Origin of the sequence: Chitinophaga rupis (assembly GCF_900109685.1) — a bacterium.
Taxonomy (GTDB): Bacteria; Bacteroidota; Bacteroidia; order Chitinophagales; family Chitinophagaceae; genus Chitinophaga; species Chitinophaga rupis.
This window is the reverse complement of sequence record NZ_FOBB01000006.1, coordinates 23,349-41,883: the sequence shown is the minus strand read 5'-3', so window position 1 is coordinate 41,883 and position 18,535 is coordinate 23,349. Positions and strand designations below refer to the sequence as shown.

Sequence of the window (18,535 nt, the reverse complement as noted above, 5' to 3'; positions counted from 1 at the left end):
AGCTGCCTCATATTACCTTCATTTTTAGTGTAATTACGATATTATCAGATAGCTTTGGATGGCCAATTATGGACTAAAAGGTAAACGTCGCAAATGGAATCCCCTTCTGCCGCACAATCTGCTCCGGTATCTCAAAATTCCGGATATCCAGTCGGAAAAAATAGGGCGCCATCGACCTCTCTATCAGAGTAGAGATCTCGATGGCTTTGGCCCTGTAATCGGGCTCGCTCCGATTCAACGCCCTTAATGCATGATAATGCTCCGCAATCCCTGGATTTACAATACCATAGATCTTCTCCCGCTCACTGGCATGCTCTGTATGGGAATAATACTCTCTTAAATTTTTTTCATTCGAAAATTCCATCATCATGATGTAATCAACATCCTCGTTAAACAATAGCTCTATACCCAATCTACCGTCAAATGCCTGGATATGCGTGCGGGTTAACAGCTCGATCTTGCGGAAGTTAAAGAACCGCCCGTTCAGGTTCTTTAATTTATTGACCAGTTCAAAAAGCCCCTCCTCCACTTGCCTGGAAGCACAGCACTTAAAAATAGCCAGGTGAATGATCTTTTCCACTTCATTATCTTCCTCAAACATCAGCTTAATTTTATCAGAAAAAATATCTGGTTGTCTCACAAAAACAGGGTCCCACCGGATTATCCTGTAATCCTCCTGGAAGTCACCGTACAGCAACTTCTCTTCGATCTCCTTCAACTTTGTGATAAACCGACTTGTGCCGCCTTCTGTAGGATGATTGATTGAAACCGGCCTAAATTTAAACACATTGTTATCCAACCTGGCTTCTATGAAATGTTCTTTTTTATCGACGTCGATGTAGGAAAGAATGCCAAAGTCATCATCAAACAGGTTGAAAAAGAGCTGGCTCCTGGTAATATCCGACAAGAACTTCTCATAAGTCTTTTTAGAGCACATAAGTACTGCCCCTTTATTATCAGCGCCATAAGCAACGTGATGGGCCTGCAGGATGTTTTTATAATCATTAACCTGCGTGCAGTTCGAGAAAACAAAAAGCCGGATGATCTTTATCTTTTTATTAGATTGTTTCTTCAGGTACTGGATGGCCTTATCTTCATACTTCCGGTCGTCCCAAAAGGTGGAGATGCCTGTCAGGCTAACAGCATAAATGTTACTAGCGCTTTCAAAAATGGAGATGGCTTTTAGAAGGTAGCCATTTTCATTACCAATATCAATGCTATAAGGACCGTCGCCCAGGATATTCTTTGTTTCCTCTAATACGTGCTCAATATGATCATTAGCTAAATTGAGCCGGTAGAATTCCGGATTCCGTTGTTCCACCTCATCCTCTATCTCCCTTAAACGTTTATACATGATTTGTTTGGCGAAATCTTTAGTCAGGCTGAGGCCGCGGATTGCAGGCACTAGTTTTTGCAATGCCTGCTGCTTATGATTTGGCGAAAACCGGATCTGCCGGGCATCCCTGATAAATTGAGGTAGCGCGCCGAGGTTAGTGGATTCGTCTGCAAAACACACCAGGTGTTTCTTTCTTTCATGTGCCCTGGTAAACTCTTCCCTTGTTTCGGTGGATCCCAGCCATTCTTTGGTAGCAATGGCAATCACAATATGCGAAGCGTTCAGCATCGTAGAGATTCGGATATGGATGGGATATCCGATCAGGATATTCTTTTCATCATAATAGATCTCGATGTTATCATCGGAACTGAGTATGTTGATGATTTCATCCCTTAATTCCTTATTGGCATGGGAGTAACTTAAAAATACGCCTACCTTTTCCATAAGATGATATTTTTTGAAGTAATCGGATACAATAGATCACTGGAGAACAAACTCTTTCTTAAATTCCTTGCCCTGATCATCCATGACAGTCATTTTGATCACCTGCTGCTCCGCCCTGGTGGCCGGAACGGTGTACGTAAAGGTGATCGCCTCGTCCATTACGGCGGGGTTCACTATGGGATCGTCATCCATTTTAATGGTCACCTTCCGCTTAGTGAGGGCTTTGCCTTTAATGGTCACTAGGTTCGCTACTGTTTTCTTCAGTGCGGCAGGCATTACTTCGGTTATTTGAAAATCCTGCATCTTATTGGGACGGTCATCCTTTGGTTTGAAGATCACGACGAATACCTCTTCTAGCTTCAGTGTAGCTTTGTCTGTAAACAATCCCGCCAGGGCTGCCAATGAAATGATGCCGTAGATGTTGATGCTTCCACCATTATCAGTCCCACTGAAGAAGCCTGCCCTGAAAACGAAGTAGAAAATCACTGCTACAGCAGCGCCGGTAAAGGGTTTCACAAAATACCAGAGGACCCAGCTACGCTTGAATTCCCCGGCGCCCACAAAATTGGTGAAGGAAGCGGCGATATGTACCATGGCCCCCAGAAAGCCCGCCGATGCCACCAATATCAATAGTAAGATGTTCAAATGGATAGTACTGGCCAGGGGGACTGTTGTCACCTTGTGGGTGGCAGGTGGCTTTGTCTGATTGTTCATGAGGGGGAGCCCTTGTACCACGGCCTCCTCCGGCTTGCTGGCTGAAACATCCGGCGGAGACGGCTTGTTTTTCAGGCTATCCGCTTTTACAGTTACCTTTTTCTCGTTGTTGTCTTTGACAGGGGCCTGCTTTGGAGGCTGTTGCAGAGTGCTATCATACAAGGTCATATTGAACAATTCGTACACATAACGATTAGCCTTTCCGTTTACATCCGGCAAACGGTCCGGCCAAAAGGCGATCAAGGTAAACATGGCCAGTAGGGAACAGCTAATCAGCAGGATACCTGCCATTACTTTTCCTAAGGTAGACATTTGCGTTGTCTCCATAGTAATGAGATTTTGTAGTGGAACAAAACGGTCTTCCGTAGAGTGGTTAAAATTGTGGTGAAGATTATGAAAAGTTATATCCTGTGCGTGGTAGTGCTAGTGCTACTCAAGCAAGCCAACGTCACCATGACGGCATATGTCCCAGGAATCGCAAATTCAAACATGGTAAGGGAATATTTGGAGTTAATTATAGACAAGCATAAATAATAAACAGGCTATTGATCGTTTTAATAACAGATTTTGGGGTAGGTTATTTTGCCAGTCCTTTAACTAGCTGAAGCTAATATTATTTTCATTCTTTGCAAAAAAAATTTGGAAGGCGGCCTGAATTTGTCTCGTTTTTGAATAGTCACCACACTACATATTCCAATATATTCCATGTTGGTCTGTGCTCGCCAGGACTGTTCATCGTGTAAATAACTCAGATAGTAACCATAAGCACGCTTATAGGAATTAATCAGCAGAACACACTTTTAAAAGCCTGACATTATAGTAGAACGATCATCGTTTAAAACCCTTGCCAGGACCATACAAACACACTATCTAAGAATATTGGATTTCTTTCAATAACAGGGCTACTAATGCTGCGGCTGAATCTTTTAATTCCAGGGTCAAAGCCTTTGGAAATGCTATGAGGAGAGTAAGGGATGTAGAATTTTCTTTTTTAGACTTGCTAAATTAATGCTTAAAAAGCAAATCCCAAGGATTTCAACTTGATCCCTTGATCCCCCTATTTGCTGCTGCAAAAAGATCCGTTTCCCCCAAAATAAAAAACCCGCTCATCGAGCGGGCCTTATTTGTATCAGTCTTACTACGCGGACCGGACGGGACTCGAACCCGCGACCTCCGCCGTGACAGGGCGGCATTCTAACCGACTGAACTACCGATCCTCCTTAACTTCACAGGCAAACCTGTTCCGTTTTGGGATTGCAAAGATAACAACAAGCCACCCAATTTTGCAAATCTTTTTTAAAAAAACTTTTACCCGTTATCTTTACACCGTTCTTTAATCAATTTTAAAACTAATTATGCAATTCCTGGACTTCGAAAAACCTATTGCGGACCTGTACGAACAATTGGAAAAGCTGAAGGAAAACGGCCAGAAATCCGGCGTAGACGTATCTGCCACTGTAAAAGAGTATGAGCAGAAAATAGAAACTACCCGGAACGACCTGTATTCCCATCTCACCAGCTGGCAAAAGGTACAGCTTAGCAGGCATCCCGATAGGCCCTATACCCTGGCGTATATTGAAAAAATGTGCACCAACTTCGTGGAGCTGCATGGCGACCGGAATGTGAAGGATGATAAAGCCATGGTAGGTGGCTTTGCAGAGCTGGACGGTGAAACCGTAATGTTCATTGGCCAGCAGAAAGGTATTAATACCAAAATGCGCCAGATCCGCAACTTCGGAATGGCCAATCCCGAAGGCTATCGCAAGGCCCTGCGCCTGATGAAGCTGGCGGAAAAGTTCAACAAGCCCATTGTAACCCTCATAGATACCCCCGGCGCTTTCCCCGGCCTGGAAGCAGAAGAAAGGGGACAGGGCGAGGCCATTGCCCGCAACCTGTTTGAAATGGTTAAGCTGCGCGTACCCGTGATCTGCGTGATCATTGGCGAAGGCGCTTCCGGCGGCGCCCTGGGCATCGGTATAGGCGACCGTGTATTCATGCTGGAAAACAGCTGGTACACCGTTATCTCCCCGGAAAACTGTTCTACCATCCTGTGGCGTACCTGGAATTTTAAGGAAAAAGCCGCAGAAGAGCTGAAATTAACCTCCGACCATATGAGCAAATTTGGTCTGGTGGATGGTGTCATCAAAGAACCATTAGGCGGTGCGCACGTCAATCCCGACGAAGCAGCCGCCCTTTTAAAGGCCAGCCTGAAACAAACCCTGGCTGAACTGAAGAAAATAGACCCGGACACACGCATTGAGCAGCGGATCGACAAATTCAGCAACATGGGATTTTTTGAGGAACGCTAAAAAATATTTAGAGATCACAGGCCAAATGCTAATATTTGCAGACTTTTTGGCTTATAAATAATTCATGGAACAGTTAAGAGGATCGGGTGTAGCCCTGGTTACGCCGTTCAAAGCAAATGAAAGCATTGACTGGAATGCTTTGGAAAAATTGATTGATCATGTTATTAACGGGGGCATAGACTACGTAGTATCTTTAGGCACCACCGGCGAAACACCCACGCTTTCTGCAGAAGAAAAGCTGGACATTATAAAGTTCACCTTTGAAAAAGTAAATAAGCGTATACCCGTTGTAGTTGGTATTGGGGATTATAATACCCGCGATGTGGTGAAGCGCCTGGAAACCTGCCCGCTGGATGAGGCAATAGCCGTACTCAGCGTAGCACCTTACTATAGTAAGCCCAGCCAGGAAGGCATTTTTCAGCATTATAAGGCCATAGCACAGGCATCGCCCAAACCGGTGATCCTGTATAACGTGCCCGGTCGTACGGGCCGTAATATGACGGCAGACACCACGCTGCGTCTGGCGCATGAAGTAGAGAACATTGTAGCCATGAAAGAAGCCAGCGGTGATATGGTGCAGTGTATGCAGATCATAAAAGACAAGCCCAAAGACTTCCTGGTGATCAGTGGGGACGATGCGCTGGCCTTACCGCAGCTGGCCTGTGGCATGGATGGCGTAATATCCGTTGCCGCCAACTACTTTGCCGCCGATTTTTCAGCCATGGTAAAGGCAGCCCTGGCCAACAACATTCCGGCCGCACGCGCCCTGCATTATAAGCTGCATGAAGCATTTGACCTGATGTTTGCAGAGAACAATCCCGCCGGCATTAAGGCATTTTTGCAGCACGGCGGCTTAATGGAGCAGGCCTTCCGCCTGCCCGTAGTACCGGTAAGCAGCGGGCTGAATGAAAAGATCAAAGCCTATCTCGATAAGAATAAGTAGAAATAATTTAACGGATCTTCCGCAGGACCTGACAGGCTCGCAAGACTTGTCAGGTCTTTTTCTTTCGTATCCACACAGTTTTTATGGGGTATTTCCCCGAATTATAGCCTGCGCGCCATTATCCTCCGCGCCTCAAAAGCGGCTTGTCCATTTCTCCGGTCTGATTGCGGTAAAACTGGGGTTTTCCCTACGTGCAACCCGTGCGACATTGCTGCGCAACCCGTGCGCAACTCCTCCCCCCTACATAAAACCCTACATCATACCTACCCCTCATCTTTAAACGAGTTTCTTATCTTTTTCCCATGTCCTTCTCATGAGTTTCTCATGTCTTCCCCTGCTAAATCCCATGTTTCTCCCATGTGAATCCCTGGTGAATCTCATGTCCAACCCATATTAAAAGCACATAAAGGTCTTCTGCCGCACTATTCACCTTCCGTTCTATGCTATGGACCATGGACCATCGACCATGGACTAAATAAGAAACGTAGCCCCTTCCACCGATAGCTCCGTATTCTCAAACACCGGCCGGCACTCATCCAGGAAAGGCTGCAGCTCCGTATACTTGGAAGAAAAATGTCCTATCAGCAGGCGTTTGGCGCCTGCCCGCGCCGCCAGGGTAGCGGCTTGCACAGAGGTACTGTGGTAGCGTTCCGCCGCCCTTTCAGCCAGGCCATGCAGGTAAGTGGTTTCATGATACACCAGGTCAGCATGCTCCATCTGCGCAATCAGCTCCTCATCGTAAATGGTATCCGCGCAATACACATACTTTTTACTGGGGGCGGGGGGTAGGGTTACCCAATGGTTTTTTACCAGCACGCCATCTTTCCGCTGATAATCAGCGCCTTCCTGAAGCTGGGAGTAAAAAGCGGCTGGTATTTCGTAGGCCTGTGCCTGTTCCGGTATGATCTTCCTTTTCTTGCGCCGCTGCTCTATCACAAAGCCAAAACAGGGTATGCGGTGCCGTACAGGGAAAAAACGTACTTCCAGGTCTTTTTCATCCACTATTACGCCGGCGTTTTCCGCGCGCAGCGGCACAAAATGCAGGTCAAACTTCAGCTGGGTGGCTGCGCATTCGAGCTGTAGCTGTAAAATGGCTTCCAGTTCCGGCGTGGCATAAATAGTAAGGGATTCCGTACGGCCTAAAAGGCTTAAGCTGTTTAACAGCCCGATCAGCCCAAAATAGTGATCACCGTGTAAGTGGCTGATGAAAATATGTTTAACGCGGCTGCGCCGGATCTTGTAGCGGGTCATCTGTACCTGGGTGCCTTCTCCGCAGTCAATTAACAGCAGTTGTTCATTACAGGTTACTACCTGTGCGGTGGGATGCCTTTCAGTCGTGGGTATCGCGGAGTTATTGCCTAAAATGGTAACAGCAAACATAGTAAAAAGTCGTAAGCGTAAATTGTTTTTGCTGTGCCGAAAATAGTAATTAGTTAGCAGTTTACGCCAGGTATGAACAGAGAGTACCAATGGTAAGTACCTAACTATCTGTTATAATGGGGCTTAAAAATAGTCACACAAACCATCCACATTTGTTGCCATCATGCATCGTTGATGGCTCATCGGTAATGGTCATTTAATGTTATTTTACCCCTGCATTTCAACCATTCACCACATTGTTTTCTGCCTTTTATGATCACCATTCTTCACCTTCCATCAGTTCTCTTTCCAGTGATTCCATCATTACAATATCAATCGCTTCAGCAAGGGTAGGGGTAATGTTCAGGTCTTCATAGGATTCACGTAAGATACCTGTTAAAGTGTTGTTAAGACCAGTGATTGCGCAGGATTGCCTGCTGTCATATTGCTGCTGGTATACTGTTAAAATGGCCATCAGTCCTGCTTCATCTATCTCAGGTACCAATGCCATATCCAGTATAAGATTGCGGTCTTTCAGCTCCGGCAGATCCGTGATGGATCTTGCAAATTCAACTGACAAATTAACATCCAAACGGGGAATTTCAGGGTGTACAATGAGTATTTTTTCTTTGGTATCAATTTTGAACTTCATGATGCTTGGAACTTGTTTAGTACATTAGTAGTAACTGAAGGAACCTCTGCGAAAATTCTGTAAGAGACCGGCAACTTTTAGATCGCTTTCTCCGTAAGATTAACACAGCCTTTCCAACATACTCAGCACAAAAGTAAATCTTATACTATTAACGTGTTAGAAGAAAAGAATCAAAATTATTTGCTAATATTGTATAAACAAGCCCCCGTAAGGGTTTTAATAATTTAATAATCTCACAATGGACCAGAATTTTTCACCGCAAGTAAAGGAGATCATTTCGTTTAGCAGGGAGGAGGCTTTACGCTTGGGAAATGATTTCATTGGCACAGAACACCTGCTGCTAGGCATTATTCGCGAGGGTGAAGGCACCGCAGTAAAAATTCTGCAGGCTTTGAACGTGGACCTCTATGAATTGCGCAAGGAGGTGGAGTTAGCCGTAAAAGACAAGACCGGAAAGAACATTGCCAATATCAATAGTCTTCCACTTACAAGGCAGGCAGAGAAAGTCATCCGGGTAACCGTACTCGAGGCAAAGGCCCTCAAAAGCCCTACCGTAGAAACGGAGCACCTGATGCTGTCTATTCTCAAGAATAAAGAAAACGTTTGTACACAAATCTTACAACAGTTTGACGTGGACTACGATACATTTAAAAACGAATTGGGCTTTGTTAAGTCCGCAGATCCTAAAGCCGAGTTCGACGATCCCGGAGAGGAAGAATTCGAAGACGAACGTAAAAGTTTTGCTTCTAAAAGCAAGCAGGCTAATACTAAATCCAAAACACCCGTTTTGGATAATTTCGGCAGGGACATTACCAAGCTGGCCGAGAGTGGCAGCTTAGATCCGATTGTGGGTCGCGAGCAGGAGATTGAAAGGGTATCCCAGATCCTCTCCCGCCGCAAAAAGAATAATCCGATCCTGATAGGCGAGCCGGGAGTGGGTAAAACCGCTATCGTTGAAGGCTTAGCCTTACGCATTGTACAGCGAAAGGTATCCCGCGTATTGTTCGACAAACGCGTGGTAAGCCTGGATCTTGCAGCGCTGGTAGCCGGTACCAAATACCGCGGCCAGTTCGAGGAAAGGATGAAAGCCATCATGAACGAACTGGAGAAGAACCGCGATGTGATCCTGTTCATCGATGAGATCCACACAATCGTAGGAGCAGGTGGCGCCTCAGGCTCACTGGATGCTTCCAACATCTTTAAACCGGCATTAGCCCGTGGCGAGCTCCAGTGCATTGGCGCATCCACGCTGGATGAATACCGTATGTACATTGAAAAGGATGGTGCTTTGGACCGCCGTTTCCAGAAGGTAATGGTAGATCCTCCCACCGTGGAAGAAACCATCCAGATCCTCAACAATATCAAACCCAGGTATGAAGAGTATCACAATGTATCCTATACGGAAGATGCCATCGATGCGTGCGTAAAGCTGAGCGACCGCTATATGACAGACCGCCTGTTGCCCGATAAGGCCATAGACGTGCTGGACGAAGTAGGCGCCCGCGTACACCTCAAGAACATTAACGTACCGCAGAATATCCTGGATCTGGAAAAACAGATCGAAGATATTAAGCAGGAGAAAAATAAGGTCGTGAAGAGCCAGCGCTTTGAAGAAGCAGCAGCCCTCCGCGATACTGAAAAGAAGTTGGGCGAGGACCTGGAACGTGCCAAAGGTGTTTGGGAAGAAGAAGTGAAGCATAAACGCTACCCGATCGACGAGGAAGCCATTGCAGAAGTAGTGAGCATGATGACCGGCATCCCCGTAAAACGGATGGTACAGGCAGAAACTGAGAAGCTCCGCCGCATGGGTGAAGACCTGAAAGGCGCGGTAGTTGGGCAGGATGAAGCCATTGCCAAGGTAACCAAAGCCATTCAGCGTAACAGGGTAGGGTTGAAAGATCCTAAAAAGCCCATCGGTACCTTTATCTTCCTGGGACCAACCGGGGTAGGTAAAACCGAGCTGGCTAAATCCCTGGCCCGTTACATGTTCGATTCTGAAGATTCACTGATCCGTATAGATATGAGTGAGTATATGGAGAAATTCTCCGTAAGCCGCTTGATCGGTGCGCCTCCGGGATATGTAGGATATGAAGAAGGCGGACAGCTGACCGAGAAAGTACGCCGCAAACCGTACTCCGTGATCCTGCTCGACGAAATTGAAAAAGCACACCCGGATATTTATAACATCCTGCTGCAGGTACTGGACGACGGTATCTTAACCGATGGCCTGGGCCGCAAGGTGGATTTCAAGAACACGCTCATCATCATGACCTCCAACATTGGGGTGCGCCAGTTGAAAGACTTTGGTGCGGGCGTGGGCTTCACTACCGGAACAAGGCAGATGAATGAAGAAGAGAACACCAAATCCGTGATCGAAAAATCACTGAAACGGACCTTCTCTCCCGAGTTCCTGAACCGTATAGACGATGTGGTGATCTTTAACTCACTCAGCAAGGAGCATATCTATGTGATCATAGACATCACCATGAAGAGTGTGCTGAAACGCCTGAACAACCTGGGCTTCAGCCTGGAGCTGACCGACGAGGCCAAAGGCTTCCTGGCAGAAAAAGGCTACGATCAGCAGTTTGGTGCAAGGCCACTGCACAGGGCCATCCAGAAATACCTGGAAGATCCGTTAGCAGAAGAGATCCTCAATATGAACATCCATAACGGGGACATACTGGTAGCTGACCTGGATAAGGAAAATCAGAAGCTGATCTTCACGATCAAGAATCTGCCTAAAAGCAACAAATCCGAAAAATCGGAAGCCTAAGTAGGTAAATTAGTTATCAGAATAATTTTAGATCCCGCTCAGCGTAAGGCTGGGCGGGATTTTTCTTTTTCGGAAGGCAATTCTAACCCTTGTTATAACACATATATGTTATATCACTACTCAAATTGGTATAATATAATTATACGATTTTGTGCAAAATAATTACTGTGAATATCAAAGGGTTAGACATACAATTAGTCAGGCCAATTGTCCTTTTACCCTCATTATCAATTGTTAAGCGCTTGTTAATAGATGTCTAAACAGACATCCCTTAACTAAATACCTTCAGTAAAATGACATCATAATACCATTTTATACACGGGTTAAATATTTCATTTTTGTCATATGAAAATTATTGTTCATTTCATTATACTAGTGAACCGGACAATACCTTTATCCATCATACGGTAAAGTTTTCTTCCATCGTAGGTAACAGTACTAACTATTTTAATGGACTATCCGGAATAGGAAGTACATCACCAGCCGGCAGCGTTGCAGCCGTAATTAACCTGAGCGAGCAGAGTACAAACAGTGGACAATATCTAAAGTACAGCAATGTGCTTGATGTGGCCCTTATATCATTAAACAAGAACAAAGTTCTATTGGATTAATAAACCACAACAGCCATGAGGTAAAGCCTCATAGCTATTATTTGACTTGATAACTATCCTTATACCATGAACAAATCTCTACGTATCGGAGCAAAGCTGCTCCTGGCAGGCTGCCTTGCCTTATTCTCTGTTACCGTTCAGGCCCAGTTAAAGGTCGGTAGCAATCCAACTAACATCCAGAAATCAGCAGTGTTAGAGCTGGAATCTGACAGGCAGGGTCTGTTGCTGCCCCGCCTTACAGATACCGTGGCTATCAATGCAATTACCCCGGCTCCCCCGGATGGTATGATCATTTACCTGGCCCTGGCGCCTAACGTTGGCCTGTATGTTAGAAAGGGCGGCCACTGGGAAATGATGGCTAATTCATCATCAGCTTTAGGTAACTGGGGATTAACCGGTAACGCAGGCACCAACCCAACCAATAACTACGTTGGTACCAGCGATGCCCAGGAGCTTTCTGTACGTGCAAACAATACAGAAGCCATCCGTGTAACCACTGCCGGTAATGTGCAGCTGAAACAGGTAACAGTAGGTGCTGTTGGCGACCTGGAAGTACTGGTATTAGGTGCAGGTGGTTCTGTAATGCGCCGTACCATTTCTGCTTCCGCCTTCACTGGCGCTATCAGCAGCCTGAATGGATTAACCGGTAATGTACAAACAATGGTAGCCGGTTCTGCCGGTAACGACTTCACGATCACTTCTACCGGTACTGCACATACCTTTGATATCCCTACACAGGATGGTACTAAAACACGCGGTCTGTTAACAAGTGCTGACTGGACTAAACTGAACAACGCGCAGAAAGCTATCGTTATAGGTACTTTCTCTACCACGCCTGTTGCCGGTGGTTTAACCATCGACAATACAGGCCCCCAGGCTTCCCTGGTGCTGCATGCCGCTGATGCTACCAACCCTGGTGCTGTATCAGTTGCCGCACAGACCTTTGCAGGTGTAAAAACCTTCCAGGATAATTTAGTGGCAGGTGCAAACTTAAACGTAACCGGCACTACCGGCTTAGGCGGTGCTACTACTTTAGGCGGTGCACTTACCATCACCAACGCGCTTACCGATGCTGCTGCTGCTGAAAATGATGTGCTGATCCGTACTGCCAGCGGCCTGGTATTAAAGAAAACACTGAATGACGCTGCTTTCAACGGCGCCATCCAGAAGCTGAACAGCCTTACAGGTCCCAGCATTTCCCTGAAAACAGGCACTGCCGGTACTGATGTTGCTTTTGATAGCACCAGCGTAGCTAATGTTATTACCCTGAATGTTCCGGATGCATCACTGACTGCACGCGGTGTGATCAATGGTAAACCTGACCAGGCTTTTGCCGGCAGCAAACAGTTCCGTGATTCAGTGGCAATTGGTGTTGCAGCAAGGCCTAACTCTACTTTACAGGTAGAAGGTTCTGTATCTATGTCTATCACCACAGTTACCACTAACTACACGGTAACAGCTACAGATAACACCGTACTGGTAAATCCTGCAGCAGCGGTAACCGTTACCCTGCCTAACCCTACCGGTATGAAAGGCCGTATCTACACCATTAAGAAAATAACTTCAGGTGTAGATAACATCGACAACACCGTAACCATCACGCCTACCGGCGCTCAGATCGAAGGTGGTGCCAACTACACCATTTACAACGCCTGGACTTACGTAACACTGCAAACTGACGGTACCAACTGGTACATCATTAAAAAATAATAAACACGGTCTGTTAACAGGAGCGGCGTATAGCCACTCCTGTTAACCCGTTTTTATGAAGTAGTCTTCCCTAACCATACGCAAGCGAGTTTGTGATGAAAATAGTTCTACCTATCCGTCTATCTATATTGGCCGCCCTGTGTACCTGCATCAGCACTGCTTTGCAGGCACAACAGCTTAAGCTGGGTACTACCCCCACCGTAATACAGAAGTCTGCATTGCTGGAGCTGGAAAGTACCAAGCAGGGCTTATTATTAACACGTATCTCCGATACGCTTTCCGCGCCTTTGAATACCGCATTGGATGGAACCATCATTTACTTTACACCAGACAAATCATTACGGGTACGCGCAAACGGAATTTGGCAAAAGCTGGGTAGCGGTGTAGGATTGAATGACTATATACAAAACCTCAGCGCCGGCACACAAACGGCCAGCTTTTCCATCAATGGCAGTGGCAGTATTGGTGGCACTTTGGGCCTTCCTTCACTGGCCAGCGGTTCAGTGCTGTTTATGAATGGCGCCAATGTAGCGCAGAACAGCACAAACTTTTTCTGGGATATTGCCAACAGCCGCCTGGGCGTTGGCACCAACACCCCTAACAATAAGCTGGAAGTAGCAGGCACCACAGCGGCTACCGGCACCTCCGGTTTACGTTTAAAAGATCTGGGCACTGCCACTGTGCAGGCCTATAACAGCAAGGTATTATCCATTAATAACAATGGAGATGTTATTGTAACCACCAACGCGGGGGCCAATAACTGGCTGATCACCGGTAATACCGGGATAGATCAGACCCTCAACTTCCTGGGTACCACAGACGATAAAAAGATGAGCCTGCGCTCCAACAACCAGCCTTACCTGGAGTTTGGCCGCCGCCAGACCTTAGGTTTAACAGAAGGGTACACAGACTACACTGATAATGATGAAAAGGTAACGTGGGTACGCTCTGCTTTGCAGTTTGAAGTACCCCCTGCCGTTAGTTTCTATAAACCGAAGATGTGGACCACTACGGATGGTAACTTCCGCATCAAAGGCGCATCCGCCGGTACTGATTATTTTGAGATGGGCGCCACTGGTACTGCCAACAATGGCGGTTTTGAATTTATTATTGGCGATGATGGAGATGAACCAATCCTGTTCAAAAGTTATAACTACGCAACAACCACCTTCACTGAAATGATGCGTTTGCAGAGCGGCAAAGTAGGTATAGGCACCAATGCCTTGCCGGTGCGTAAGCTGGAAGTGCAGGGAGATATGCGCCTTACCGCCAGTGCAGGTACACCTACCAGCCTGTTAGGCCGCGATGCCAATGGAGATATTGCCAACATGGCTATAAACACTACCACGCTGGGAATAGCCACCGGCACTTTAACTGCAAATAATAACAGCAATATCTGGAACGCCAATAAAGTACAGAACCGCAATGTGCTGGATTCTGTACCGGGTACCGGCGACGTGCTGAAGTGGAATCCAACCCGCAGCTTGTGGCTGCCCTCACCGGATATTACCGGTGGCGCTTCCTATGGTACACTTGCATCCACAGATATCCGGAATGCAGATGCACCGGATGCTAACTACAGGATGAAGATCTGGGCAGGCCCACCCAGTGCCCCGGCGGCTGGTACTGTTAGCCAGGGACCCTTAGGTACTACAGCATTTGCCTGGAGCGTACTGTCATTTCAGAATGCAGCTTATACTACCCAGTTATACTTTGATAAAAATACTTTGGCTCTAAGAGAATGGCAGGGTAACACCGCACCCCTGACCGCTAATGCAGGACCGCCGGCTAATCCCTGGTATAAGGTGGTAACTACCCATGGTGATAACATCTTCACGGATGGCGGGCTCATTTTTGCAGGTAAAACTTCTGACGCAAGCACAGAAGTAAAACAGGATGATGCAAACCTGCATTGGGATAATACAAATAAAGAGCTGGGGATTGGCACTAATGCGCCTGCCAGTACTTTAGATGTGAGAGGCAGCCTTTCAATGCCGATAAGGTCCGGTACTACTAATACTACTTTAACGGCAGATGATTACACTTTTATAAAAACAGGTACCGGTAACGCAACAATTAATATACCTGCTGCCAACACTTGCGCCGGCCGGATCTATATTGTCAAACGTGTATCCGCAACCGGTAGCGTTTTTATTAAATCAACCACCGGTACGCTGGATGGGACCAGCCTTACAGCAGGCAGCGGGGTTACTTTCACGGCAACGGCAAATAGATCCTGGATGATCCAGTCAGATGGTACTAACTGGTACATCCTTGCTCAACTCTAATCACAGGGAACAGATCTTATAGTGAAACTAAAAGCGCTCAAATATCTCTTATCCTTATACTTACTTGGTGTAGCCACCCTTGGCTTTGCCCAGCAGGGCACCTACATTCCTCCCGGCGGCCAGGTTTGGATGTTTGGCGGCAACAACGCTCCCATAGCAGTTTTCGGCAATATGCAGCAGGAGGGCACCCTGGGTTCCAATCCTAATTCCTTATTATATTTCCTGGGTAAAAAGTGGACTAACGGTAACGCTGCTACGCTGCCTGATGAAACAGGCGGCAATAGTGGTACCGGTGGTATATTCCGCTTTTCCTCCAACAATATCCTGTACGGTAATATGGGCCAGCAAACCGTGTTTGGCAACTACAACGTAGCCAGTAGCGCAGGTACCAGCTTCCCTAACTTAGAGCTTAACAACCCTTCCGGTTTGCTGCTGGATGATCTGAGTGATCTGAAAGTACGCCGCACCCTTAGCTTCATCAACGGGCACATTTTCCTGAATGGCTGGAACCTGGTGGTAGGCCACCAGTCGCCCGGTACCATTACCGGTTACAGCGATCAGCGTTTTGTAGTAACAGGCACCGGTTCAGTAGGCGGCTTTCTTTACCGGGAAGGTTTGATGGGCACTTCAGGCAGGGTAGTGTTCCCTGTAGGTACAGATGCGAATAACTATGCCCCCGCAGCGCTGGCATACCAGGGCACGGCAGATATGTTTAAGGTGCGTGTGTTCGACAGCATTTATACTGCTGCCAGTGGCGGTACCGCCCTGCAGGATACCTTTATTACCAAAACCTGGAATATAGGCCATCTGCAAACCGGCAGCGCACCTACCGATGTGATCCTGCAGCACATGAACAGCATGGAAATGCCTATTTATGCTACGTACCGGGATAGCAGCTACATTAACCATTATAATGCAACGGCCTGGGATAAGCTCAGCGTCCTGCCATACCAGCCGCAGGCAGGTACGCTTACTACCGTACCTATGAGTGGGGCCACTATGCACCTGCGCAGCTTTAGTGATGGGTTGCTCACCAACGAATACTTTTCCAAAACCGTACTGTTCACCGCCCTGCGCCCGCCGGCTACCATCATCGATTTTCAGGCCTGGCGTTTAGCCTGGGATAAGGTGCACCTGGAATGGTCTACCAGCCAGGAAGTAAACAATTACGTGTTTGAAATAGAGCGCCGCTTTGAGGCCGATACCGCCTTTACCACCATTGCCAGGGTGCCCACTAAAGCCCCCGGCGGTTATAGCAATAAACGTTTGGATTACACTTACCAGGATAATAACAACAGCTATGATGGCTGGACCTATTACCGCATAAAAGTGATCGGACGAAATGGTCAGGTGGTGTACTCCGTGATCAGGGCCGTACCGCCGCTGATCCAGATAGATGTGTATCCGAACCCGAACCTGGGCCAGTTTAAAGTACGCATCCGCGGCATCCGCCAGGCACTGCATATGCAGCTGATCAACAACTGGGGCCAGATCCTGCGCCAGTATGATATACAGAATGAAGGCGATGTGCTGGTGAAAGAGCTGCCCGCCGGCCTGTACTACCTGGTGCTGTACCATAAGGATACCCAGGCAGTAGCCTACCGCACGAAGGTGGTGGTGCTGGGACAACAGTAAAAGCATAAAGCGAAAAGCTGAAAGCATAAAGCAGTGTACATCGCTGCGTTGGCTTTCAGCTTTTTATATTTACTACACTTTCACCCCACCATCTTGCAATCGCAATCAGCATTCACCCTTCCATTTTTCCTTTATCCTTCATCTGCTCTGCAATCATCCGCTGCATTAGGCTTTCAGCTTTCAGCTTTATCCTTTCCGCTTTTCCACATCTTACAATCCATCCGCTGCATTAAGCTTTCTGCTTTCAGCTTTATCCTTTCCGCTTTATCAGGCTTTCTGCTTTATGCTTTCACCTTTTCGCTTTTTTCTTACTTTTGTACAAACACCCGGTTTTGAAGAAGATCATTATAACGATAGACGGTTACTCCTCCTGTGGAAAAAGCACACTGGCCAAACAGCTGGCCAGGCAGCTGGATTATGTGTACATTGACAGCGGAGCTATGTACCGGGCTATCACCTTCTACTTCATACAGAACCAGGTAAGCTGGTCAGACCCTGCCGCTGTAAAAGAAGCCCTGCAAAACATTCACCTGGAATTTGAATACGACGAAACCAATGAAGGCCAGGCCTCCATTTACCTCAATGGCGAAAATGTAGAGCACCTGATCCGGGATATGCTGGTAGCTGAAAAAGTGAGCGAGGTAGCCGCCGTGAAAGAAGTGCGGGAGTTTGCCGTAGCACAGCAGCAGCAGATGGGAGAGAAGAAGGGGATCGTAATGGATGGCCGGGATATAGGCACTACGGTATTCCCCAAAGCCGAGCTGAAGATCTTCATGACAGCAGATACCGCCATACGGGTAGAACGCCGTTTTAAAGAGCTGTACGCAAAAAATAAGAGCATCACCATCCAGGAAGTAAAAGAAAATCTGGAGCTGCGGGATTATATAGATTCTAACCGGGAAATAAGTCCGCTGCGCAAAGCAGCAGATGCTATTATATTGGATAACAGCCAATTAAGCATGGAAGAACAGCTGCAGTTAGCCCTGCAGTGGGTAGAGGATGCCATGATGGTGCAGTCATCCTGACCTCATAATATCCCTTGAATCATAAATATTTATGCCGCCAGTGTAAATATTTTTCCATTTTAAAGAAAGGTTTTATAAATTTGTTTTGAATCCGTTGACCTGCGGATCACTCCAATAATTTACCACATCCTTTAGAATCTCCTGCCGTACATAATTTTCCACCTTATCCATGTGTAAAAGCCATGCTTGATTTTTTGGGCGCGCAATAAAATGTTGTGTGCACGTGTTTGGTATGATAAATATTAAGCAGGGCCGGGATAGGTGCAGTATAATGATGACTATAATGTGTTTTGGAAGATTTTAGCCTAACTGTATCCAAAAGACCTCTGCTATTAACCGATAATAGAAATTTTTATCTATATAAAATTAACGGCCGGACAGGTTGCCAGGACGGCTGTTATTATTATTCAAACTTAATGTGGAATAGGATTGTTTTTCAGTCTTATTTCATGTTTTCAGTAGGTGTATTCGGTTAATAGGAAGAAGGGGCGAATTCTTTCGCCCTTTCGCTTTTTTATCAACCCCGTGAACCGGTAACATTTAATGCCGGTTACAGTTAAAAATTGGGGACAAAAGGTGCAAATGCGCTACAGTATTAATTATTCAGTCTTAATTAGTGATTAATTACTTAAATTGTGTAAGTTCTATCCCTACTGATCCATGTTCAGCAAAGGTGCCTGTATTTTATTGATTCTGACCTTATGGGCAAATGGGCGTTTACGGGGGCAAGACTCAT

General features: G+C 46.6%; 11 protein-coding genes and 1 tRNA gene. 7 read left to right on the top strand and 5 right to left on the bottom strand.

From position 1 onward, the window contains the following. Nucleotides 1–73: 73 nt before the first annotated feature. From BMZ54_RS21555 to BMZ54_RS21545, 3 genes are all read right to left on the bottom strand, one after another. Nucleotides 74–1,780: a toll/interleukin-1 receptor domain-containing protein gene (locus BMZ54_RS21555; protein ID WP_089917228.1), complete on the bottom strand. Its 1,707-nt coding sequence runs from the start codon at nucleotides 1,778–1,780 to the stop codon at nucleotides 74–76. Nucleotides 1,781–1,816: 36 nt separating this feature from the next. Continuing rightward, entirely contained in the window at nucleotides 1,817–2,821 is a 1,005-nt protein-coding gene (locus BMZ54_RS21550) for a hypothetical protein (protein ID WP_089917226.1), read from the bottom strand. Between the two features lie 816 nt (nucleotides 2,822–3,637). Next, nucleotides 3,638–3,711 (bottom strand) — tRNA-Asp (locus BMZ54_RS21545). A gap of 138 nt (nucleotides 3,712–3,849) precedes the next feature. Here BMZ54_RS21545 and BMZ54_RS21540 point away from each other — a divergent pair. Both BMZ54_RS21540 and dapA read left to right on the top strand, forming a co-directional pair. Further along, nucleotides 3,850–4,803 (top strand): acetyl-CoA carboxylase carboxyltransferase subunit alpha, encoded by a 954-nt coding sequence (locus BMZ54_RS21540; protein WP_202909321.1) that lies wholly within the window; start codon nucleotides 3,850–3,852, stop codon nucleotides 4,801–4,803. Between the two features lie 64 nt (nucleotides 4,804–4,867). Next, a complete protein-coding gene (gene dapA / locus BMZ54_RS21535; protein ID WP_089917220.1) occupies nucleotides 4,868–5,746 on the top strand; it encodes a 4-hydroxy-tetrahydrodipicolinate synthase in 879 nt (292 codons plus the stop codon). Between the two features lie 471 nt (nucleotides 5,747–6,217). Here the strand turns inward: dapA and BMZ54_RS21530 are convergent, their stop codons facing one another. Next, entirely contained in the window at nucleotides 6,218–7,126 is a 909-nt protein-coding gene (locus tag BMZ54_RS21530; protein ID WP_089917218.1) for a ribonuclease Z, read from the bottom strand. Between the two features lie 256 nt (nucleotides 7,127–7,382). After that, entirely contained in the window at nucleotides 7,383–7,757 is a 375-nt protein-coding gene (locus tag BMZ54_RS21525; protein ID WP_089917216.1) for an STAS domain-containing protein, read from the bottom strand. 238 nt (nucleotides 7,758–7,995) lie between these two features. On the opposite strand from BMZ54_RS21525, the gene BMZ54_RS21520 reads away from it, so the two are divergent. The 5 genes from BMZ54_RS21520 to cmk all read left to right on the top strand — a co-directional run bounded on the left by BMZ54_RS21520 (nucleotide 7,996) and on the right by cmk (nucleotide 17,799). Further along, nucleotides 7,996–10,530 (top strand): ATP-dependent Clp protease ATP-binding subunit, encoded by a 2,535-nt coding sequence (locus BMZ54_RS21520; RefSeq protein ID WP_089917214.1) that lies wholly within the window; start codon nucleotides 7,996–7,998, stop codon nucleotides 10,528–10,530. A 677-nt stretch (nucleotides 10,531–11,207) separates the two neighbouring features. Continuing rightward, nucleotides 11,208–12,851 carry a hypothetical protein gene (locus tag BMZ54_RS21515; protein WP_089917212.1) on the top strand — a complete coding sequence of 548 codons (1,644 nt, stop codon included), beginning with the start codon at nucleotides 11,208–11,210 and terminating at the stop codon, nucleotides 12,849–12,851. A gap of 95 nt (nucleotides 12,852–12,946) precedes the next feature. Beyond that, nucleotides 12,947–15,139 (top strand): hypothetical protein, encoded by a 2,193-nt coding sequence (locus BMZ54_RS21510; RefSeq protein WP_143081097.1) that lies wholly within the window; start codon nucleotides 12,947–12,949, stop codon nucleotides 15,137–15,139. Nucleotides 15,140–15,160: 21 nt separating this feature from the next. Continuing rightward, nucleotides 15,161–16,774 (top strand): T9SS type A sorting domain-containing protein, encoded by a 1,614-nt coding sequence (locus BMZ54_RS21505; protein ID WP_089917208.1) that lies wholly within the window; start codon nucleotides 15,161–15,163, stop codon nucleotides 16,772–16,774. Nucleotides 16,775–17,106: 332 nt separating this feature from the next. Further along, entirely contained in the window at nucleotides 17,107–17,799 is a 693-nt protein-coding gene (gene cmk, locus BMZ54_RS21495) for a (d)CMP kinase (RefSeq protein WP_089917205.1), read from the top strand. Nucleotides 17,800–18,535 lie beyond the last annotated feature (736 nt).